19 protein-coding genes are annotated in these 19,839 nt (G+C 61.3%); 13 read left to right on the top strand and 6 right to left on the bottom strand.

Annotation, left to right across the window (positions count from 1 at the left end):
* Positions 1-41 precede the first annotated feature (41 nt).
* The gene (locus E9677_RS06420; RefSeq protein WP_235882878.1) at positions 42-1,007 is read left to right on the top strand and encodes a cobalamin B12-binding domain-containing protein; all 966 of its coding nucleotides are present in this window, start codon (positions 42-44) and stop codon (positions 1,005-1,007) included.
* A gap of 28 nt (positions 1,008-1,035) precedes the next feature.
* Here the strand turns inward: E9677_RS06420 and treZ are convergent, their stop codons facing one another.
* The 3 genes from treZ to E9677_RS06405 all read right to left on the bottom strand — a co-directional run bounded on the left by treZ (position 1,036) and on the right by E9677_RS06405 (position 4,814).
* On the bottom strand, positions 1,036-2,814 hold the full coding sequence (gene treZ, locus E9677_RS06415) for a malto-oligosyltrehalose trehalohydrolase (protein ID WP_136557289.1): 1,779 nt from the start codon (positions 2,812-2,814) through the stop codon (positions 1,036-1,038).
* Positions 2,815-2,916: 102 nt separating this feature from the next.
* The gene (locus E9677_RS06410; RefSeq protein ID WP_136557288.1) at positions 2,917-4,026 is read right to left on the bottom strand and encodes a Gfo/Idh/MocA family protein; all 1,110 of its coding nucleotides are present in this window, start codon (positions 4,024-4,026) and stop codon (positions 2,917-2,919) included.
* A 38-nt stretch (positions 4,027-4,064) separates the two neighbouring features.
* Positions 4,065-4,814, bottom strand: coding sequence for a GntR family transcriptional regulator (locus E9677_RS06405; protein ID WP_136557287.1), 750 nt, complete (start codon positions 4,812-4,814; stop codon positions 4,065-4,067).
* A 63-nt stretch (positions 4,815-4,877) separates the two neighbouring features.
* Between E9677_RS06405 and E9677_RS06400 the strand changes: the two genes are divergently transcribed.
* From E9677_RS06400 to glnT, 12 genes are all read left to right on the top strand, one after another.
* The gene (locus tag E9677_RS06400) at positions 4,878-6,035 is read left to right on the top strand and encodes an LLM class flavin-dependent oxidoreductase (protein WP_136557286.1); all 1,158 of its coding nucleotides are present in this window, start codon (positions 4,878-4,880) and stop codon (positions 6,033-6,035) included.
* A complete protein-coding gene (locus E9677_RS06395) occupies positions 6,035-6,928 on the top strand; it encodes an aldo/keto reductase (RefSeq protein WP_136557285.1) in 894 nt (297 codons plus the stop codon). Before E9677_RS06400 ends, E9677_RS06395 begins: the two co-directional genes overlap by 1 nt.
* Positions 6,928-7,446: a flavin reductase family protein gene (locus E9677_RS06390; protein ID WP_136557284.1), complete on the top strand. Its 519-nt coding sequence runs from the start codon at positions 6,928-6,930 to the stop codon at positions 7,444-7,446. Before E9677_RS06395 ends, E9677_RS06390 begins: the two co-directional genes overlap by 1 nt.
* 196 nt (positions 7,447-7,642) lie before the next feature.
* On the top strand, positions 7,643-8,233 hold the full coding sequence (locus E9677_RS06385) for a TRAP transporter small permease (protein WP_136557283.1): 591 nt from the start codon (positions 7,643-7,645) through the stop codon (positions 8,231-8,233).
* On the top strand, positions 8,233-9,522 hold the full coding sequence (locus tag E9677_RS06380) for a TRAP transporter large permease (protein ID WP_136558098.1): 1,290 nt from the start codon (positions 8,233-8,235) through the stop codon (positions 9,520-9,522). Before E9677_RS06385 ends, E9677_RS06380 begins: the two co-directional genes overlap by 1 nt.
* A gap of 24 nt (positions 9,523-9,546) precedes the next feature.
* Positions 9,547-10,602 (top strand): TRAP transporter substrate-binding protein, encoded by a 1,056-nt coding sequence (locus tag E9677_RS06375; RefSeq protein WP_136557282.1) that lies wholly within the window; start codon positions 9,547-9,549, stop codon positions 10,600-10,602.
* Between the two features lie 97 nt (positions 10,603-10,699).
* Positions 10,700-11,746, top strand: coding sequence for a YeiH family protein (locus E9677_RS06370; protein WP_136557281.1), 1,047 nt, complete (start codon positions 10,700-10,702; stop codon positions 11,744-11,746).
* An 81-nt stretch (positions 11,747-11,827) separates the two neighbouring features.
* Positions 11,828-12,487: a helix-turn-helix domain-containing protein gene (locus E9677_RS06365; protein WP_136557280.1), complete on the top strand. Its 660-nt coding sequence runs from the start codon at positions 11,828-11,830 to the stop codon at positions 12,485-12,487.
* 89 nt (positions 12,488-12,576) lie between these two features.
* The gene (locus E9677_RS06360; RefSeq protein ID WP_136557279.1) at positions 12,577-13,482 is read left to right on the top strand and encodes a class II glutamine amidotransferase; all 906 of its coding nucleotides are present in this window, start codon (positions 12,577-12,579) and stop codon (positions 13,480-13,482) included.
* A gap of 29 nt (positions 13,483-13,511) precedes the next feature.
* Complete coding sequence (locus E9677_RS06355) at positions 13,512-14,198, top strand: GltB/FmdC/FwdC-like GXGXG domain-containing protein (protein WP_136557278.1); 687 nt, start codon at positions 13,512-13,514, stop codon at positions 14,196-14,198.
* A gap of 14 nt (positions 14,199-14,212) precedes the next feature.
* On the top strand, positions 14,213-15,541 hold the full coding sequence (locus tag E9677_RS06350) for an FMN-binding glutamate synthase family protein (RefSeq protein ID WP_136557277.1): 1,329 nt from the start codon (positions 14,213-14,215) through the stop codon (positions 15,539-15,541).
* Positions 15,542-15,630: 89 nt separating this feature from the next.
* Positions 15,631-16,938, top strand: a complete 1,308-nt coding sequence (glnT, locus tag E9677_RS06345) for a type III glutamate--ammonia ligase (RefSeq protein ID WP_136557276.1) — start codon at positions 15,631-15,633, stop codon at positions 16,936-16,938.
* A gap of 15 nt (positions 16,939-16,953) precedes the next feature.
* Here glnT and E9677_RS06340 read toward each other — a convergent pair whose 3' ends face one another.
* From E9677_RS06340 to E9677_RS06330, 3 genes are read right to left on the bottom strand one after another with little or no spacing between them, the layout of a single operon-like run.
* Positions 16,954-18,033 carry an ABC transporter ATP-binding protein gene (locus E9677_RS06340; protein ID WP_136557275.1) on the bottom strand — a complete coding sequence of 360 codons (1,080 nt, stop codon included), beginning with the start codon at positions 18,031-18,033 and terminating at the stop codon, positions 16,954-16,956.
* Positions 18,030-18,857, bottom strand: coding sequence for a carbohydrate ABC transporter permease (locus E9677_RS06335; RefSeq protein WP_136557274.1), 828 nt, complete (start codon positions 18,855-18,857; stop codon positions 18,030-18,032). The genes E9677_RS06340 and E9677_RS06335 overlap by 4 nt, the downstream gene beginning before the upstream one ends.
* Positions 18,854-19,756, bottom strand: coding sequence for a carbohydrate ABC transporter permease (locus E9677_RS06330; RefSeq protein ID WP_136557273.1), 903 nt, complete (start codon positions 19,754-19,756; stop codon positions 18,854-18,856). Before E9677_RS06330 ends, E9677_RS06335 begins: the two co-directional genes overlap by 4 nt.
* Between the last annotated feature and the right edge of the window lie 83 nt (positions 19,757-19,839).

Here is a 19,839-nt window from a genome sequence, read left to right as displayed (position 1 = left end):
AAGTTTGCGGTGACGAAAGAATGGAGTAGTATCCCATCGGGATGAGCGAAACCGCCCAAGCCGATGACCGGGAGGGTGACATGGCGGGTGATAGACTTGGGGGGCCGCCGAAAGGGACGGACCAGCCCCCTTATAAAAATGATGGCAGAGCAGGACAGAATGCAGGCGATCCGAGGCTTTCCAGCCTTGAGCAAAAGATTCTGGAAAGTGCCATCAGGGGTGCCGTTCCTCGACTTGTCGAGGCGGCGCAAAAGGAGTTCGTGACTGATCTCCAGGACGACAAGGTGCCGCCGGAGATCGACCTCCACCTGTACCCGGAACTAGACCCGAAGGCTCGGGAACTTCCGGGAATGGAGAAGGCGATCACCTATCGCGGAGCTCTGGCCCAGGTGCTGGTTCAAGCCGACCCTCGCGGCCATCGCGAGATGATCGAGGAACTGCAGCGCAGCGACATTCCCATGCATACGCTGGCGATCCACCTCTTTTCTCCGGTGGCCGCGCAACTCGGGCGCTTATGGTGTGATGACGAGACAGATTTCATCCAAGTGGCCGTTGCATCGACCAGGCTTGGCATGATCGTCAACCATCTGTCCCAGAACCGCAGCCAGACCATCCGAGACCGACAGAGGGCGCGGCGCGTGCTGCTCGCACGGACACAAGGGGCGATGCATACGATCGGCGTGTCGATAGTCGCCTCCTGTTTCCGCGACATGGGTTGGGACGTCGACGGCGGCGCGGACCTGGAACTGGATGACAGTCTCTACATGCGCCTGTCGAATTCTTCCTATGCCCTTCTCGGCATATCGGTCGGCCGCGTCGACGAGGTCGAAGAATGTGCCGAGGCGATTCGTCGGGTCCAATCCAACAGGGCCCTGAGCCGAATGAAGATTGCGGTCGGCGGACCGGCCGTAATGAAGAACCCCGTCGCCTTCGGCGCGATCGGCGCCGACATGGTGGCGAAATCTGCGCTTGAAGTCATGCAGTTGGCCGACAGGATGAGTGCCTGAGAAACCTCAGCCTCTGTCGGCCAGGCGATCAGCGCCCGGCCGAAATGCCGAAGACCAGCGACCATGCCCCCACCCCGTCCGGACGATGTTCGCCGAGGGCGTAGAGGACATCGGTGATATCCGCTTGCATCTGCGTGGGAATGTAGCGGTCTGACGGATTGGCGACGAGTAGATAGACCCGCCCATCGTCGAGCGGCCACTCGACACGCAAGACACCATCTCTCACCTTGTAATGCCCACCTTTCGACATCATCGAAACCAGGGGAACAACACGTTCGCGCCGTAAGGCGATCATCTGCCTGTAACGCTCGACCCAGACAGATCCAGGCTCGGATGATGTGGCCTCCCAGTCGAGCACTGCAGAGCGGAAGGTCTCCTCGGCAGTCGGGTCGAGAACATGTTCCCCGTCGAAGCCCGGCAGTTGGCAAAGCTCGTCCCTGCGACCTTCGCGGACCGCAGCATTCAAATCTTCATCGAAGTCACAGAAGTATGGGAATGGCCGCTTCGAACACCATTCTTCCCCCATGAACAACATGGGCACCTGTGGGGAGAGCAGCATCAACGAGACGGCGAAGGCGAGCGCAGGCTCCGGCAAGGTTGCCATCACCCGATCTCCGGCGGCACGATTGCCGACATGATCGTGATTGTGCAGAAAGGAAACGAAGGCTGTGGGTGGAAGGTGGCCGCTTGGAGCACCGCGTCGTTCGCCGCGATAGGGCATGACCTCACCCTGGTATACAAAACCCTCGGCGAGTGCCTTCGCCAGGGCCTCGATGGCCTCCGCATAGTCGCCATAGTAGCCGAATGTTTCACCTGTTGTCGCGACATGCAGCGCATGATGCACGTCGTCGTTCCATTGGGCGTCGAACAAGGACGCGCGGGCGACCGCGTCCCGTGACAAGAGCCCAGGATCATTCTCCTCGTTTTCGACGATCAGATGCACATGGCGATCCGGGAATTTTCGCCGGATGCGGATTGCGAGTTCTTCGAGAAAATGGCGGGCGCTGTCGTCGCGGATTGCATGCACCGCGTCGAAACGAAGTCCGTCGATATGAAAGTGCTCGATCCAGTAAAGCGAATTTTGCAGCAGGAATTCGCGGATCGGACCATTCTTTGCGTCGTCGAAATTGATCCCGTCACCCCAAGCAGTCTGGTGATGCGGCGTGAAGAGCGGCGCATAGGCGGGCAGGAAATTACCCGATGGTCCGAAATGGTTATAGACAACATCGAGGAAGACCGAGATCCCTCGCCTGTGCGCTGCCTCGACGAGTTCGTACAGATCCTGCGGTCGCCCATAGCGGCTATCCGGCGCATAGGGAAGCACGCCGTCATAACCCCAGTTCCACCGCCCCGGAAAATCGGCAATGGGCATCAGCTGGATCGCTGTGACGCCGAGCTTGGACAGATGATCGAGCCGATCGATGGCCGCGCGAAAAGTCCCCTCCTCCGTAAACGCTCCGACATGCAGTTCGTAGAGCACCGTTTCGTGCCACAGCCTCCCGCGCCAGACGGAATCCCTTGCCCAGAGGTCGCCCAGATCGACGACCTCACTTGGACCGAACACGTCGTCCGGCTGATGACGGCTGGCGGGATCAGGAACGGTCAATCCGCCCGGCAAGTGGAAGCGATAGCGTGTCCCACATGCAGCACCTGGTACCTTCAGCTGGAACCAGCCAGACCCTCGCAGCTCCATCTCCTGCGGCGAGGCGCCATCGCATTCGATGAAAACCCTGTCGATCTGCGGTGCCCATAAGCGAAACAGGACACCATCATTTTCGATCAAGGGCCCAAACAAATACTCTGTCACCGCTGCGTCTCCCTCGATTGATACGAGGTAAGCAAACGCCGCTGGCGCCGAATGGTTCAACCCTGGAGAGCACCCCAAAACAGAGGAGCATCAACGCTCCATTCAGCCAGGAGAGAATGAAAGCGGGAAGGTCACCGCTTGACCTGTCTGTGCCGATTGTTGCGCCGCAAGCCCCATCGACACGGCCCACCAGCCATCGTCGAGACCAACTTCCACCGGACGCTCGCCCTGCACCGCCTTCTGGAAGCGCTGGTGCTGGTAAAAAGTCGAGCCATTATGGTCACCAGCCTCCAGCAATTGCGGATCAACAGGGATTTCCACCACACGCGGCCCCTTGGGGTCACGTGGCGAGACGATGACCTGCGCAACCGGCGGCTCGCCGAGATGCTCCGGCCAGAAGCGACCTGGGCCGGGAACAAGGCACTCGATCTTGCCCTTCGGTCCGACCGCTGAAATCTCTTCCTGATACCGAGCGCCTTCCGCGAACATGCAGAGCTCCAGCATGGCCCGCGCGCCCGACGCGAAGTCGACGATGACATAGGCATTGTCCCAAACATCGGAAGGCTTGCCGTCATAGACCTCATCGAGATGGTTCACAGACTGGCCGCCGGACGCCATGACGCGCACCGGATCGGATTTCAGGATGTGCCGCATCAGATCGAAGAAATGGCAGCATTTCTCGACCAGCGTGCCGCCGGTATTGCGGTTGAAGCGGTTCCAGTCGCCGACCTTCTCGAGAAAGGGGAACCGATGCTCGCGGATGGTCAGCATGCGGATGCCGCCGGTTGCCTCCTCCGCTTGCTCGATCATTCGTGCCACGGGTGGCATGTAGCGATATTCCATCGCCACCCAGATCGGCGCCGGATAGGCGGCGCGCAATGCGGCGAGACGCGGCGCATCGGCCGGATCGGTGAAGAGCGGCTTTTCGACCAGAACCGGCAGCGCTCGGATCGCGGCAATTTTCTCCAACTGGTCGAGATGGACGAAGTTAGGGCTCGCGATCAGCAGGCAGTTCACCGCCTCGACGGCAAGCAGTTCTTCAATGGAATTCACCATATCTGCCGTCGGAACCGCTTCTGCCGACAGCGCCCTCATGCCGGCATCCGGCTCAAAGATCGCCACCACCGATGCGCCCTGCAGAAGGGCAATGTTGCGCAGATGCTCCTGCCCCATCATGCCGCAACCGATGATCCCGTAGTTCAGTCCTGCCACTCTTTCCTCCTGGGTCTGGCCCGCCTCTCGCGGCCCTGTTATTTCAGTCGCGACACGTAGCGGGCGACGTTGTGATCGAGCCAGGTCCGCGAAACTTCGGCGCGGAACCCCTCCTGGTCCTGGCTGATGCGTTGAATGTGGGTGATCGGCGCACCGGAGGCCTGGCCGAAGATCGATGGGACCCAATCGGGCACACGATCGAGGCCGATCTGGTCCTCGGCCCGCACGATCCAGAGCGAAAGCTTGGTGCGGTAGAAGAGATAGAGGGATTCCGACACCGCCTCGAGATCGATCGTGTCGACATAGGATCCGTCCAGCCAGATCTCCTCGATCGCCGCAGGCTTGCCGGAAAGCCTGCGCAGACGGCGGATCCGATGCGCTTCACCGGAACGACCGAAGGAAGGCAGCTCCGAGGGCTTGGCCAGCCGATCGATCGTGAGGATTTCGGCCGTCGGCAATCCACCACCACCCAACAACTCCAGCCGGAACATCGCGTAGACGGACTGGGGGTCGGAAATCGCTCGGACGTAATTGCCGGAGCCCTGGATGCGCTCCAAAAGCCCCCGATTTTGCAGCTCGGCCAAGGCCTTGCGCAAGGTACCCACGGCGATGCCGAGTTCTTCCGCCATGTCCCGTTCCGGCGGCAATTTCTCGCCGTCGATGAGCCGCCCCGCCGCAATATCGCGCACGAGGAGTTCTGTGATCTGGACATAGATCGGAAGGCTGCCGGGCGGCTGGGTCGCGGAGTTCTGTGGCACTTCGGTATCGCCGAGAAAAAATTGATACACTATTGATCTACATCAAATCGAGTGTTAGGCAAGAGGAAAGTTGGAGCCTTGGAGGAGACCTCAATGACTGTCGTACCCGTCACATCGGCCGATCTCGATGGCGCGGAAGTGTCGTGGTTCGCCGCTCTCTGCTCTGACGATTATCAATTCCTTGGCGTGCCAGATGGTGACCTGCGCTCGAGCTGGGAGCACTGCTCCGACATCGTGCAGAAGGCCGAGCAACTCGGCTTCCGCAATATTCTTTGCCCCTCCTCCTACCAGGTCGGCCAGGACACGCTGAGCTTCGTTGCCGGTTGCGCGCCGATCACATCAAAGATCAACATGCTTGCCGCCATCCGTTGCGGCGAGATGCAGCCTATCATGCTGGCGCGCACGGTCGCGACGCTCGACCATATGCTGAAGGGTCGTCTGACACTCAACGTGATCAGCTCGGATTTCCCCGGCGAAGTGGCCGACAGTGCTTTTCGCTACAAGCGCAGCCACGAAGTGGTCGAGATCCTCCGCCAGGCCTGGACCCGCGACACGATCGACCATGAAGGCGAGGTCTACCAGTTCAAGGGCGTGTCGACAGAACCAGCCCGCCCCTACCAGCAGAATGGCGGTCCCCTGCTCTACTTCGGTGGCTACTCGCCCGACGCGCTCGAACTCTGCGGCGCCCAATGCGATGTCTATCTGATGTGGCCGGAAAAGAAGGACCAGCTCGCCGAGCGCATGAAGGCTGCTCACGCTCGTGCGGAAGCCCATGGCCGTACGCTGGACTACGGCCTGCGCGTCCATATGATCGTCCGCGACACCGAGAAGGAAGCCCGGGAATACGCCGAATACATCGTCTCGAAGCTCGATGACGAATACGGCAAGCTGATCCGCGACCGCGCGCACGACTCGATCTCGCTCGGCGTTGCCCATCAGGCCCGTGCCCGTGAGCTTGCGGACCAGTTCGGCTATATCGAACCACATATGTGGACCGGCATCGGCCGGGCCCGATCCGGCTGCGGCGCAGCCCTTGTCGGCTCGACGGACCAGATCCTGTCGGAACTCGAAGTCTACAGAAAAATGGGTATCCGCGCCTTCATCCTGTCAGGATATCCGCATATCGACGAGGCGGTTCACTTCGGCACCAAAGTGCTGCCGGAACTCAAGACCGCGTCGCTCCCCCATGCTTATGGCCGCGTTCCCTCGGAAACGCCGGCTACCCCTCTCGGAAATGGAGTTCGCCGCTGATGCAGCGCGTCAATATTACCCCCGACCTCACCTTCAGTCGCCTGGTCTACGGCATGTGGCGCATCGGCGATGATGCCGACACCTCGCCGAAGCACGTTCAGGCCAAGATCGAAGCCTGTCTGGCTCAGGGCATCACTACGATGGATCAGGCCGACATCTATGGCGGCTACACTGCCGAAGCGGTACTCGGCGGCGCGCTGAAGGCATCGCCTGGCTTGCGCGACAAGCTCGAAATCGTCACCAAATGCGATATCGTAGCGCCTGCTGGCCGGCATTCGGCAGCACGGGTGAAATACTACGACACCTCCGCCGCCCATATCACGGCCTCCGTCGAAGCCTCGCTCACCGATATGGGAACTGATCATGTCGACCTGCTGCTGATCCACCGCCCTGATCCGCTGATCGATCCCGACGAAACAGGCCCCGCACTCGATGCGCTGGTCGCCTCTGGCAAGGTGCTCGCGGTCGGCGTCTCGAATTTCCGGCCCTGGGATTTCTCGCTCCTTCAGTCGTCGATGGAGACCAATCTCGTCACCAACCAGATCGAGATGAGCCTGCTCGCGACAGACACTTTCGTGAACGGGGATCTCGCCTATCTGCAGGAGCGCATGGTCCCGCCCATGGCCTGGTCGCCGCTCGGCGGCGGGCGGCTTCTCGATGGATCGAAACCCGAACTCCTCGCAGCTCTCAAGCGCATCGGCGCCGAACACGGCGTCGATGATACAGCCGTCGCTGTCGCGTGGCTTCTTCGCCATCCGGCCACCATCCTGCCGGTCATGGGCACCAATTCGCTCGATCGCATCGCCAAGATCGCGGACGCGACGAAGGTAGAGATGGATCGCCAAACATGGTTCGAACTTTACACACTCGCGATCGGACGGGAGGTTGCCTGATGATGGCTGCCAATGACATTCATGCGATGGAAGCCCTCTTCGTTCCCGGGGGCGACAATCATCGCGCCTATCGCAATGCGCTCGGCAGCTTCACCACTGGGGTGACCGTGGTGACGGCGACGACAGCCGACGGTCCGATCGGCATGACCGTCAACAGCTTCGCCTCCGTCTCGCTCGATCCGCCGCTGGTGCTATGGTCGCCGGCCAAGAGCTCGTCGAGATACAGCGCCTTCACCGGCGCCAGGCATTTCGCGATCCATGTTCTCGGCGCAGATCAGGACCACCTGAGCGCCGCCTTCACACGCGGCGGCAGCGGTTTCGACGGCGTCGAGGTCTGCTTCAACGACGAGGAGGTACCAGTCCTGCCGGGCACGCTCGCACGTTTCGAATGCGTCCAGCAGGCACTGCATGACGCAGGCGATCATACGCTCGTCATAGGCAGGGTGTTGAGAGTTGCACATCGGCAGGGAGAACCGCTGTGCTTCTCGGGGGGACGGTTCGGACGCTTCGCCGTCTGAGCTGGAGTTTGGGAGGAGGTCGTCGGTGCATGCCGGTGCATGCTGCGACGAGACGATCGAGGATCATCCGGATCATGCGACCCAAGGAGGATTTTACTCCCGGGCGACCTGAAACTGGAAAACCCGTGTTTGCACGGGATGGATTAGTCTTCGATAGTTTCGCCGAATGGACCGATGACAAGTAACGGGTGGAGACATGACGGCACTTTCAAACCTGACCAATCTGCTCGGCCGGCTGAATGCTGCCGTATTGACACTCGGTCTTTGGCTGGGGGCGGGTGCACTCGGCGTCATGCTCGTCTTCATTCTCGTCCAGGTCTTCTTCCGCTACGTCCTCGGAAACGCCCTGCCTTGGAGCGAAGAGGGATCGCGCTTCCTGATGCTTTGGATGACCGGACTGATGGTGCCGACGGCCTTCCGCCAGGGCGGCTTCGTCGCAATCACAATGGTCCTCGACATCTTTCCGCGCGTGATCGGAACCATCGTTGCCTTGCTCTTTCTTGGCCTTTCGGCCGTGATGCTATTCGTTGGAATGCGTATCGGTTGGGCGGAAGTGACGGGGTTGGGCGGACGGTTTGCCATGCCCGCGATTGCGGTGCCCACTTCGCTTGATCTGAGCACCTGGATGAAGGTGCCTCGCGGCTGGATGATGGCCTCGCTGGCGACAGGTGTGACGATGATGTTCGTGGTCAACATCGAACTGATTCTGCGCAGCCTACTCGAATTGCTGGGACGTGGTGAGGCGTTGCAGCCCATCACGACGCTAGGCGGCATGGGAGCCGAATGATGCTCAGTCTTTTCCTTCCGCTCTTCATGGTCCTCCTGCTGCTCGGTTTCCCGATCGTCTTCGGTCTGATCGCAGCACCCGCCATCCTGCTCTGGCTGAACGGCCAGGAGCGCGACATCGTGCTGCTTTATCGAAACGTCTACAACGGGATGGACAGCTTTCCGCTGATGGCGATCCCCTTCTTCATGCTGGCCGGCGAATTGATGAACCGGGCCGGCATCACCATGCGTCTGGTCGAATTCGCCCAGGCGGTGATAGGGCACCTGCGCGGGGGGCTTGCGCACGTCAACATCCTCTCCTCGATGCTGTTTGCCGGCCTGTCCGGCTCGGCTGTAGCTGATGTTTCAGCGCTCGGCTCCATGCTGATACCCGCCATGGAAAAGCAGGGCTACAGCCGGAAATTTGCGACCGCTGTGACGGCCGCATCCTCCATCATCGGGCCGATCATCCCGCCTTCCGGCATCATGATCATCTATGCCTATGTCATGGGCGAAAGCGTCGCGGCCTTGTTCCTCGCCGGCATCGTACCCGGCGTCCTCATCGGCGTCAGCCTGATGGTGATCGTGTATCTGCTGGCGGACCGCGAGAACCTCCCAGCCGCGACGAAGCGCGCCTCCTGGTCCGAGCGCGGGCGCGCGAGCCTCAACGCATTCTGGCCACTGATGACCCCCGTTATCATCATGGGCGGCATTCTCGGCGGCATCTTCACCCCGACGGAAGCCTCGGCGGTCGCCGTCGGTTACGCCATCTTCATCGGCCTGTTCGTGCTGCGCACCCTCAATGTCGCTGACATGCCAAGAATTCTCATGCGCGCGGCAATGACATCTGCCGTCGTCCTGTTGCTCGTGGGCGCGGCAATGGCGTTCAAGACCGTGGCCAGCCTGTCGCACACGCCAGAACTGCTCGCTTCGATCATTCTCAGCCTGAGCGACAACCCGCTCGTTCTGCTCCTGCTGATCAATCTGCTGCTGTTTGCGGTCGGCATGTTCCTCGATGCGGGGCCTGCGATCATCATTCTCGGGCCTATCCTCGGCCCGATCTTCACCCAGATGGGTGTGGACTCCGTTCACTTCGCCATCATCATGGCTGTGAACCTGACGGTCGGCCTCCTGACCCCGCCCATGGGTCTGGTACTCTTCGTGTCATCGTCGGTTTCCGGACTTCGCGTCGAGACGATTGCAAAGGCTACCCTGCCATTCCTGGCGGCGGAAATCGTGGTGATCTTCCTGATCACCTACTTCCCCGCCCTGACCCTAACGGTCCCGCGCCTTGCGGGCTTCGTCGACTAACTTGAGAAAACGGGAGGAACCAGAATGCTCAAGTCCATGTTCAAGACCCTGCTGCTCGCCAGCGCATTGACGATCACGGGAGTAGCACAGGCGGCAGACATCACGCTGCGCGCCACCGCCAATTCCAATGAGAACGACGAGGACTATGACGGCCTCGTCGTCTTCAAGAACTACATCGAAAACGCCTCGAACGGCGCGATCGCCGTCGAAATCTTCATGGGCACACAGCTGTGCGCCACCGGGGAAGAATGCCTGCAAGGCATCGCCGACGGCTCGCTCGATGTCTACATCTCGACATCGGGTGGTGCTGCTGGCCTCTTTCCCTACATCCAGGTGCTCGACCTGCCCTACCTGATGAGCGACGACCGGATTGCCGAGGAAGTGCTGACCGGTGACTTCACCCGCAAGCTCCGCGAAAAAGCGCTGACCGACAGCGACAACAAGATCCGTCTGATGACGATCGGCAACACGGGTGGCTGGCGCAACTATGCCAATACCCAGAAGACGGTGAAGACACCGGAGGATCTGAAGGGCCTGAAGATGCGCACCGTCCCGGCCGACCTGCCGCAGCAGGCCGCCACCGCGGTCGGTGCCGCACCGACCCCGATCCCGTGGCCGGAACTCTTCACCTCGCTGCAGACGGGCGTCGTCGAAGGCACCGCCAACGGCATCACCGACATCATGTCGATGAAGTTCCCCGATGCAGGCCTCAAATATCTGACGCTCGACGGCCACAGCTACATGGGCGCCTTCTGGTGGATGTCGAACGACCGTTTCCAGGGCCTGACGCCCGAGCAGAAGCAGATCGTCGTCGATGGCTTTGCCGCCCTCCAGCAGGCAACCTTCGCCTCGCCGAAGCGTAAGGAAATCGCGGCCTATCAGGACTTCGCCAAGGCTGGCGGCGAGATCTACGTGCCGAGCCCTGCCGAGAAGGAAGCGTTCAAGAATGCCGTCTCGCCCGTCTTCGACTGGTTCAAGACGAACGTGACAGGCGGTGCCGAAGTGTTCGACCAGTTCACGGCAGCGGTTGCCGACGCCCAGAAGAAGGTCGACGCGGAACGCGCGGCCGATCTAAACTGACAAGCGCGGGATGCGCGGCGCACCCGCGCATCCCGTCTCACGCCCTCGGCATCGCATGATGCCGCCATTCCCCCGGGCGAATTACCAGAGGTGATCCATGCCAGAACCGTCGACCGCCTCGCCCGATCCGGAGCGGGAGAGCCACTCTGCGACCATGAGCGAGCGATGGCATAAACTGTTTCCCGGTCTTTCGGTCACCGTCCTGATCGCGCTGGCATCGGCCTTCCTGTCGGAACACTACGGCGCACCGGCCATGCTGCTTGCCATCCTGATTGGTCTCGCGCTGCACTTCCTGGCAGAGGATCCGAGAACCGCAGCTGGCCTCGATTTCGCTTCGCGCGCAGTGCTTCGCATGGGTATCGCCCTGCTCGGCCTCAGGGTGAGTGTCGCCATGTTCGCGGAACTGGGTGCTGCGGTCATCGTGATGATCGTCGGCGCCGTCCTGCTCACCATTGTCTTTGGCATTCTCGCTTCCCGCCTTTCCGGCCAAGGGACGGCCTTTGGCGTTCTGACGGGTGGGGCAGTCGCGATCTGCGGCGCATCGGCCGCTCTCGCGATTTCGGCAACGCTTGGAAACCGCAGCAAGGAGGCCGACCAGCAGATGGTCTTCACCGTCATTGGTGTGACCATGCTGTCCACGCTGGCGATGATCTTCTACCCGATCCTCGCAAGTCTGGCAGGGTTGGACGACCATCAAACCGGCATCTTTCTCGGCGCGACCATCCATGATGTGGCCCAGGTCGCAGGCGCCGGCTTCTCCGTATCAGTCCCCGCCGGCGAAACGGCCGTCTTCGTCAAGCTCATCCGCGTCACCATGCTGGCGCCGGTGGTCCTCGTGGCGGCGCTCGCTTTCCGCCGCACGGTCTCCGGCGACGTCAAACGCCCGCCCCTTCTCCCGGGCTTCGTGGTCGCCTTTCTTTTGCTCGCCGCTTTGAACTCGCTCGTCACCATCCCGCCCATGGTCGGCGATTGGGCCGGTATGATCTCGCGCTGGGCTCTTCTCGTTGCAATCGCCGCCGTCGGCGTAAAGACCTCCCTGCCCGAGGTGTTCAAGATCGGCGGACGTGCGATCGGCCTGCTCATTGCCGATACGGTCTTCCTGGCCGCCTTCGTGCTTGCCGTCCTGGTCTTCGTCGGACTGTGACGGGCTGCTCTCACACCATTGGGCAGAGACGCAGAATCCGCTAGAGCATCAGTTGACGTCGGCGGAGTTTGAGGAGGATCCATGGCAAAGACAACCAAGACAGCGGCGAACGGCCTGAAGCCCGCGCTGACACAGGATCCCCATGCGGTGCGAGAGCCCCGCGCCAACAATCTCGAAATGGCGATCGGCCACGAGGTGCGCACCTATCGGAAGAAGCTCGGCATAACGGTCGCCGATCTCGCTGCGGCCACCGGCATGTCGGTCGGCATGCTCTCGAAGATCGAGAACGGCAATATATCGCCCTCACTGACCACACTTCAGGCGCTGTCAAAGGCGCTCGGCATGCCCATTACCGCCTTCTTCCGTGGCTTCGAGGAGCCGAAGTCGGCGAGCTTCGTGAAGGCGGGCGAAGGCGTGAACCTGGAGCGCCGTGGAACCCGCGCCGGCCATCATTACAGCCTGCTCGGCCACATCGAAAACAACACCTCGGGCGTCGTCGTCGAGCCTTATCTGATCACGCTGAACGCGGAATCGGATGTCTTTCCGACCTTTCAACACGAGGGCATGGAGTTCCTCTACATGCTCGAAGGCGAAGTGGTCTATCGCCACGGGGACAGCCTCTATCGGATGCAGGCAGGCGACAGCCTGTTCTTTGACGCCGATGCACCACACGGCCCAGAAGAACTCGTCAGCCTGCCGGCGCGCTACCTGTCGATCATCTCCTATCCGCAACGCCGGTAGTTGCCCACCAAGAAAACTTTATTCCTTTAGATTGATTTTCGTGATAACCGCTGCTAGCCCTTTCTCCAGAGACTTTGGAGGGCGTAGCCATGTGCGGCATTGTAGGTCTGTTTCTCAAGGACAAGGCGCTGGAGCCCCGGCTCGGCGATCTCCTCTCGGACATGCTGATCACCATGACCGACCGAGGACCGGACTCGGCGGGCATCGCCATCTATGGCGGCGTCGATGGCAAAACGGCCAAGGTCACCATCCAGTCGGCCGCCCCGGAAAGTGATTTTGCGGGCCTCGCCGAAGATCTGGCCAAGGCAGGCATCGCCGCGGAAATCGATTTGAAGAGTACCCATGCGGTCATCTCGATCGGCGCGAGCCAGCTAACCGAAATCCGGGCGGCCCTTGCCGAAATCCGCCCCAATGTCCGCATCATGGGCTCAGGGGAAAGCGTCGAGATCTTCAAAGAAGTCGGCCTACCAAAAGACGTGGTGCAGCGTTTCGGCGTCCGTGCCATGGGCGGCACCCACGGCATCGGCCATACCCGCATGGCAACCGAAAGCGCCGTCACGACACTCGGCGCCCATCCCTTTTCAACGGGTGCCGACCAATGCCTCGTGCACAATGGCTCCCTGTCGAACCACAACAACCTGCGCCGCGAACTGATCCGCGAAGGCATGTCCTTCGAGACCCAGAACGATAGCGAAGTCGCCGCTGCCTATCTGACAGCCGAGATGGCCAAGGGAAAGGATCTCGGCGAAGCCCTCACCGGCGCGCTCGACGATCTCGATGGCTTCTTCACCTTCGTTGTCGGCACCAAGACCGGCTTCGGCGTGGTGCGCGACCCGATCGCCTGCAAGCCCGCCGTCATGGCCGAGACCGGCCAGTATGTCGCCTTCGGTTCCGAGTATCGGGCGCTCGTGAACCTGCCAGGCATCGAGACCGCCCGCGTCTGGGAGCCGGAGCCGGCCACCGTCTATTTCTGGGACCACGAAAAGGCCGCCTGAACCGCTCCCTTCCGAGAAAGCTTTCTTGAATGCCAATCTTCGACCTCTCCCATACCCCGCTTCGCGAATTGAACAGCGCACTTCACAACCTCGGCGCAGGGTCGAACGACACCCTGTTCGAGGTGGTGAACCCGCGCGGCAGCCATGCCGTGGCCGTTGGCATCGACGCGCCGGTTACCGTCGAGGTGAAGGGCTCCGTCGGTTACTATTGCGCCGGCATGAACGACGGTGGTTCGGTCACCATCCGTGGTTCCGCCGGCCCGGGCGTCGCGGAAAACATGATGTCCGGCACTGTCGTCATCGAGGGCGATGCCAGTCAGTATGCCGGCGCCACCGGTCGCGGCGGCCTGCTGGTCATCAAGGGCAACGCCGCCTCTCGCTGCGGCATCTCGATGAAGGGCATCGACATCGTCGTGCACGGCTCGATCGGCCACATGTCGGCCTTCATGGGCCAGTCGGGCCATCTCGTCGTCTGCGGCGACGCGGGCGAAGCTTTGGGTGACAGCATCTATGAAGCGAAGCTCTTCGTGCGCGGCTCGGTGAAGAGCCTCGGCGCCGATTGTATCGAAAAGGACATGCGCCCGGAACATCTCGAAATGCTCGCCGAACTGCTGGCCAAGGCCGGTGTGACGCATGCCAAGCCCGAAGAGTTCAAGCGCTACGGTTCGGCCCGCAAGCTCTACAATTTCAACATAGACAATGCCGACGCGTATTGAGGCGAGGACAGGCCATGAGCTACCACAACCCTTTCACCCCGCCGCGCAAGTCCGCCACTTTCGATGATCACACACTCGCCGAGATCCGCCGCTCTGCAGCCACCGGCATCTACGACATCCGCGGCGGCGGCACGAAGCGCAAGGTCCCGCATTTCGACGACCTGCTGTTCCTCGGTGCCTCGATCTCGCGCTATCCGCTAGAAGGCTACCGCGAGAAATGCGACACCTCGGTGGTACTCGGCACCCGCTTCGCCAAGAAGCCGATCGAGCTGAAGATCCCGATCACCATCGCCGGTATGAGCTTCGGCGCCCTCTCCGGCAATGCCAAGGAAGCCTTGGGACGCGGCGCAACACTCGCAGGCACCTCGACGACAACAGGCGACGGCGGAATGACCGACGAGGAACGCGGCCATTCCGAGAAGCTTGTCTACCAGTATCTCCCCTCTCGATACGGCATGAACCCGAAGGATCTGCGCCGCGCCGATGCGATCGAGATCGTGGTCGGCCAGGGTGCCAAGCCCGGCGGCGGCGGCATGCTGCTCGGCCAGAAGATCTCCGACCGTGTGGCCGAGATGCGCAACCTGCCCAAGGGCATCGACCAGCGCTCCGCCTGCCGCCACCCGGACTGGACGGGCCCGGACGATCTGGAAATCAAGATCCTCGAACTGCGAGAAATCACCGATTGGGAAAAGCCGATCTATGTGAAAGTCGGCGGCGCCCGCCCCTATTACGACACCGCTCTTGCCGTGAAGGCTGGTGCCGATGTCGTCGTGCTTGACGGCATGCAGGGCGGAACGGCGGCAACGCAGGACGTGTTCATCGAGAATGTCGGCATGCCAACCCTCGCCTGCATCCGACCCGCCGTCCAGGCGCTGCAGGATCTCGGCATGCATCGCAAGGTGCAGCTGATAATCTCGGGTGGCATCCGCTCCGGCGCCGATGTCGCAAAAGCCTTGGCGCTTGGTGCCGATGTCGTTTCGATCGGCACGGCAGCGCTCGTTGCGATCGGTGACAACGACCCGAAGTGGGAAGAGGAATACCAGAAGCTCGGCACCACCGCAGGCGCCTATGACGACTGGCATGAAGGCAAGGACCCGGCCGGCATCACCACGCAGGATCCCGAGCTTGCAGCCCGCCTCGACCCGGTCGCTGCCGGCCGCAGGCTTGCCAATTATCTGAAGGTCATGACGCTGGAGGCGCAGACCATCGCGCGTGCCTGCGGCAAGAACAAGCTGCACAATCTGGAGCCGGAGGATCTCTGCGCACTGACGATGGAGGCCGCCGCCATGGCCCAGGTGCCACTCGCCGGCACCAGCTGGTATCCTGGCAAGGGAGGTTTTTAAAAGCCCTGATGACCGCATCCGACTCCCACGGATGCGGCCATTCTTCTTATCTAAACATGTGTCTCAATCCATAAAAACAGGGGAACGACGTGACACAGGATCTGGCAGGCTTCGCGAAGGAGCGAGGCATCAAATATTTCATGATCAGCTATACGGACCTCTTCGGTGCCCAGCGCGCCAAGCTGGTCCCGGCCCAGGCGATCGCCGACATGCAGAAGGAAGGTGCGGGCTTTGCCGGCTTCGCCACGTGGCTCGACCTGACGCCCGCCCATCCGGACCTCTTCGCCATCCCTGATGCCGCATCGGTCATCCAGCTGCCCTGGAAGAAGGATGTCGCCTGGGTTGCCGCCGACTGCATGATGGATGATCAGCCGGTTGCTCAGGCCCCACGCGTCATGCTGAAGAAACTGGTCGCCGAAGCTGCGGAACTTGGCCTCCGAGTCAAGACCGGCGTCGAGCCGGAATTCTTCCTGATCTCTCCGGACGGCGAGACCATCTCCGACCAGTTCGATACGGCTGAAAAACCCTGCTACGACCAGCAGGCGCTGATGCGCCGCTATGATGTCATCGCTGAGATCTGCGACCACATGCTGTCGCTCGGCTGGAAGCCCTATCAGAACGACCACGAGGATGCGAACGGCCAGTTCGAGATGAATTGGGAGTATGACGACGCGCTGAGGACGGCCGACAAGCACTCCTTCTTCAAGTTCATGGTGAAATCCGTCGCCGAAAAGCACGGCCTGCGCGCGACCTTCATGCCGAAACCCTTCAAGGGCCTGACCGGCAATGGCTGCCATGCGCATATCTCCGTCTGGGATCTCGACGGCAAGGTCAACGCTTTTGCCGACAAGGACATGCCCTTCGGGCTCTCGGCCAAGGGCAAGACCTTCCTTGGCGGCATCATGAAACACGCCTCGGCACTGGCCGCGATCACCAACCCAACGGTCAATTCCTATAAGCGCATCAACGCGCCGCGCACCGTCTCCGGCGCCACCTGGGCACCGAATACCGTCACCTGGACCGGCAACAACCGCACGCATATGGTGCGCGTCCCCGGTCCCGGTCGTTTCGAACTGCGGCTGCCCGATGGTGCGGTAAACCCCTATCTGCTCCAGGCGATCATCATCGCGGCAGGCCTGAGCGGACTGAAGAGCAATGCCGATCCAGGCCCGCACCACGACATCGACATGTACCGCGACGGCCACATGGTGAAGGATGCCCCACGGCTGCCGCTGAACCTCCTCGATGCCTTGCGCGCCTTCGAACAGGACAGCGCGCTGAAGTCAGCTCTAGGGTCGGAATTCTCCGACGCCTATCTTAAGCTCAAGCACGACGATTGGAACGGCTACTGCGCGCACTTCACCGCGTGGGAGCGCCAGACCACGCTGGACATCTGACGGGATAGCTGTCGATCATTCCGCGATTTCGATCCGCCTTTCGCTATCTGCATCGAACAGGTGCAGATGCGCCGGATCGAAGCCGAGCGACATCATCTCTCCATGCCGAAGAGACTGGCGCTCGGAGACGACGACATTGATCTCCGGTTGGCTGGCCGACGTGATGTAGGTCATCGAACCCGTGCTCTCGACGATGCCGACGGGCAGCCGGATCTTGGCCTCGGCGTCCGGGACAAGCCGCAGATGTTCGGGCCGCAGTCCGACGGTCAGATTGGACGCCGTCGGAATGGGCCGATCGAGGGAGATGTTTTGCGGGCTGCCGAGATCGAGCACCAGCGACTTGCCATCCGCACCGACCTTGGCGGGGATGAAGTTCATGGCGGGTGAGCCGATGAAGCCGGCGACGAACTTGTTGACCGGGCGATCATAGAGCTCAAGCGGCGCGCCCTGCTGCTCGATTACCCCTTGCCGCATGACCACGACATGGTCGGCCATGGTCATCGCCTCGATCTGGTCATGGGTGACATAGACCGAGGTCGCACCGAGCCGGTCATGCAGAGAGCGGATCTCCTTGCGCATGTGGACGCGGAGCGCAGCGTCGAGATTGGACAGCGGCTCGTCGAACAGGAAGGCCTTGGGATGCCGGATAATCGCCCGGCTCATCGCGACGCGCTGGCGCTGGCCGCCGGAGAGTTCGCGCGGGTAGCGATGCAGCAGATTGGAAAGACCGGTTGTCGCCGCCACCTCCTCCGCTGCCTTCTTCGCCTCCGCCTTTTTCACCCCGCGGATGCGCAGCGAATAGGTGAGGTTCTCTTCAACCGTCATGTGCGGGTAGAGCGCGTAGGACTGGAAGACCATGGCAAGGTCACGCTTGCGCGGCGGCACGCCGTTCATCCGCTCACCCGCAATGACGAGGTCCCCTGTCGAGATGCTTTCGAGGCCGGCCAGCGACCGCAGCAAGGTAGACTTGCCACACCCGGACGGCCCGACAAGTGCCACGAAGGAGCCTTTCTTGATCTTGAGGTCGATGTCGCGCAGTGCGTGATAGGCGCCGTAGTGCTTGTTGACGCCGGAGAGTTCGATCTGGTGGGTCATTTGAGGGCTCCAGACGTGAGACCGGACACAATCCGGCGCTGCAGAAGGACGAAGACGGCGAGGATCGGGGTCACGTAGATCGTGGCGAATGCCATGATGTTGTTCCACTCATTGGTGTTCGGACCCATGAAGGAATTGAGACCGACGCTGGCGGGTTGGTATTCGACGGCCTGAATGATCGACTTCGAGTAGACGAACTCGCCGAAGGCCTGCATGAAGATCAGGATGGCGGCGACCAAGATGCCGTTGCGAGCGAGCGGCAGCACAATGTTGAAGAAGGCCCCGACCCGCGAATTGCCGTCGACGAGAGCCGCCTCCTCGAGTTCGATCGGCACGCTCATGAAGGTGGCGCGCACGAGCACGACGAAGAAAGGCATGCTTTTCGCCGCAATCGCTATGATGACCGCCACTCTGGGATATTCGAGCATGCCCAGCTGGGAAAAGCCGACGAAGATCGGCGTGATCATCAGCGAGGCAGGCAGAACCTGCAGCATCAGGATCAGGAACAACCCGACATCGATCCATCGGTTGCGATAGCGGGCGAGCACATAGGCGCAGCCGGTGCCGAGCACCGTGATCAGCGCGACGGCCCCAAACGCGATGACCAGCGAGTTCCACATGTAGCGGGCGAGGTTGCGGCTCTCCCAGACATAGGCGTATGTCGACCACTGCGGGTCGGATGGCCAGAAGCTGGGCGGCGTGGCGAACATCGCCGAGCCGCTTTTCAAGGTGGTGATGTACATCCAGTAGAGTGGGAACAGATAGATCGCGGCGAGCACGAGTGCGATCGCCAACATCAGTCGGTTTCGATTGGTCTCACTCATCCGCGCACCTCATGTCGGGTAGATCGCACGTAGACGATCGAAGCGAACATCACGAAGACGATCATGATGACCGAGATCGTCGCACCTTGGGCGAAATCGTATTGTCGGAAGGACAGGTCCCAGGCCCAGTATTGGGTGACATTGGACGAATTGTTGGGTCCGCCAGATGTGATCGCCGCGAAGAGATCGAACTGCTGCAGTGTAAAGATCAGGCCGAGCGAGATGATGGCGCCGATGGTCGAGCGCATCATCGGCAGAGTGATCGTCCAGAAGCGCTGCCAGACATTGGCGCCGTCCAGCTCCGCCGCCTCGTAAAGATCCTTCGGGATGCCCGACAGGCCGACGGAAAGCAGGATCATGTTGAAGGACGTGCCGAGCCAGACATTGGCGATGATGACAGCCCAGAGCGAAAAATCAGGGTCCGAGCGCCAGAAGATGTTGCTGGTTATGATCCCTGTTTCCCGCAGCATGTAGTTCAGCACACCGAAGTCACCGGACAGGATCCAGTTCCAGATCGCGCCGACAACCAGACCCGGCATCACCCAGGACACCAGAAAAAGACCGCGAAGCCACGAAGCTCCCGGGAAATTCACCCAGAAGAACAAGGCCAGCGAAAAACCGATGACGAACTGGCCGATGATCGAGGCGACGACGAACAGGGCCGTATTGCCGAGGATCGGCCAGGTTTCGCGCTGGGAAAACAGCGTTTCGTAATTCTTGAAGCCGACGAATGGGCGGATGAAGCTGCCCAGCGAGAACATGTCGACTTCCTGGAAACTCATCAGCACGTTGTAAATGAGCGGCAGGCCGGACATCAGGAATAGGAAGCCGAGCGGCAAGGATACGAGGCCGATATCGAAGCCTCTTCCGTCGGTCAGGCTGGTCAGGATCTTGCGCATGCATGTCTCCGCACTGCCAAAATGCTCCCCGGTCGGGCCGCCCCCCGGATGACAAAACGAGGGACGGCCTTCCGGGAGGTTTC

It is taken from the genome of Peteryoungia rhizophila, assembly GCF_004912145.1.
In the GTDB taxonomy this organism is placed as follows: Bacteria; Pseudomonadota; Alphaproteobacteria; order Rhizobiales; family Rhizobiaceae; genus Allorhizobium; species Allorhizobium rhizophilum.
Note: the sequence above shows the minus strand (reverse complement) of the source record. Positions and strands in the feature narration are given on the sequence as shown.

What these genes read in the sequence shown, in the direction of transcription:
- E9677_RS06420 (WP_235882878.1), top strand. Translation starts at nt 42, where the DNA reads ATGAGCGAAACCGCCCAAGCCGATGACCGGGAGGGTGACATGGCGGGT.
- E9677_RS06400 (WP_136557286.1), top strand. Translation starts at nt 4,878, where the DNA reads ATGACTGTCGTACCCGTCACATCGGCCGATCTCGATGGCGCGGAAGTG.
- E9677_RS06395 (WP_136557285.1), top strand. Translation starts at nt 6,035, where the DNA reads ATGCAGCGCGTCAATATTACCCCCGACCTCACCTTCAGTCGCCTGGTC.
- E9677_RS06390 (WP_136557284.1), top strand. Translation starts at nt 6,928, where the DNA reads ATGATGGCTGCCAATGACATTCATGCGATGGAAGCCCTCTTCGTTCCC.
- E9677_RS06385 (WP_136557283.1), top strand. Translation starts at nt 7,643, where the DNA reads ATGACGGCACTTTCAAACCTGACCAATCTGCTCGGCCGGCTGAATGCT.
- E9677_RS06380 (WP_136558098.1), top strand. Translation starts at nt 8,233, where the DNA reads ATGCTCAGTCTTTTCCTTCCGCTCTTCATGGTCCTCCTGCTGCTCGGT.
- E9677_RS06375 (WP_136557282.1), top strand. Translation starts at nt 9,547, where the DNA reads ATGCTCAAGTCCATGTTCAAGACCCTGCTGCTCGCCAGCGCATTGACG.
- E9677_RS06370 (WP_136557281.1), top strand. Translation starts at nt 10,700, where the DNA reads ATGCCAGAACCGTCGACCGCCTCGCCCGATCCGGAGCGGGAGAGCCAC.
- E9677_RS06365 (WP_136557280.1), top strand. Translation starts at nt 11,828, where the DNA reads ATGGCAAAGACAACCAAGACAGCGGCGAACGGCCTGAAGCCCGCGCTG.
- E9677_RS06360 (WP_136557279.1), top strand. Translation starts at nt 12,577, where the DNA reads ATGTGCGGCATTGTAGGTCTGTTTCTCAAGGACAAGGCGCTGGAGCCC.
- E9677_RS06355 (WP_136557278.1), top strand. Translation starts at nt 13,512, where the DNA reads ATGCCAATCTTCGACCTCTCCCATACCCCGCTTCGCGAATTGAACAGC.
- E9677_RS06350 (WP_136557277.1), top strand. Translation starts at nt 14,213, where the DNA reads ATGAGCTACCACAACCCTTTCACCCCGCCGCGCAAGTCCGCCACTTTC.
- E9677_RS06340 (WP_136557275.1), bottom strand. Translation starts at nt 18,033, where the DNA reads ATGACCCACCAGATCGAACTCTCCGGCGTCAACAAGCACTACGGCGCC.
- E9677_RS06335 (WP_136557274.1), bottom strand. Translation starts at nt 18,857, where the DNA reads ATGAGTGAGACCAATCGAAACCGACTGATGTTGGCGATCGCACTCGTG.
- E9677_RS06330 (WP_136557273.1), bottom strand. Translation starts at nt 19,756, where the DNA reads ATGCGCAAGATCCTGACCAGCCTGACCGACGGAAGAGGCTTCGATATC.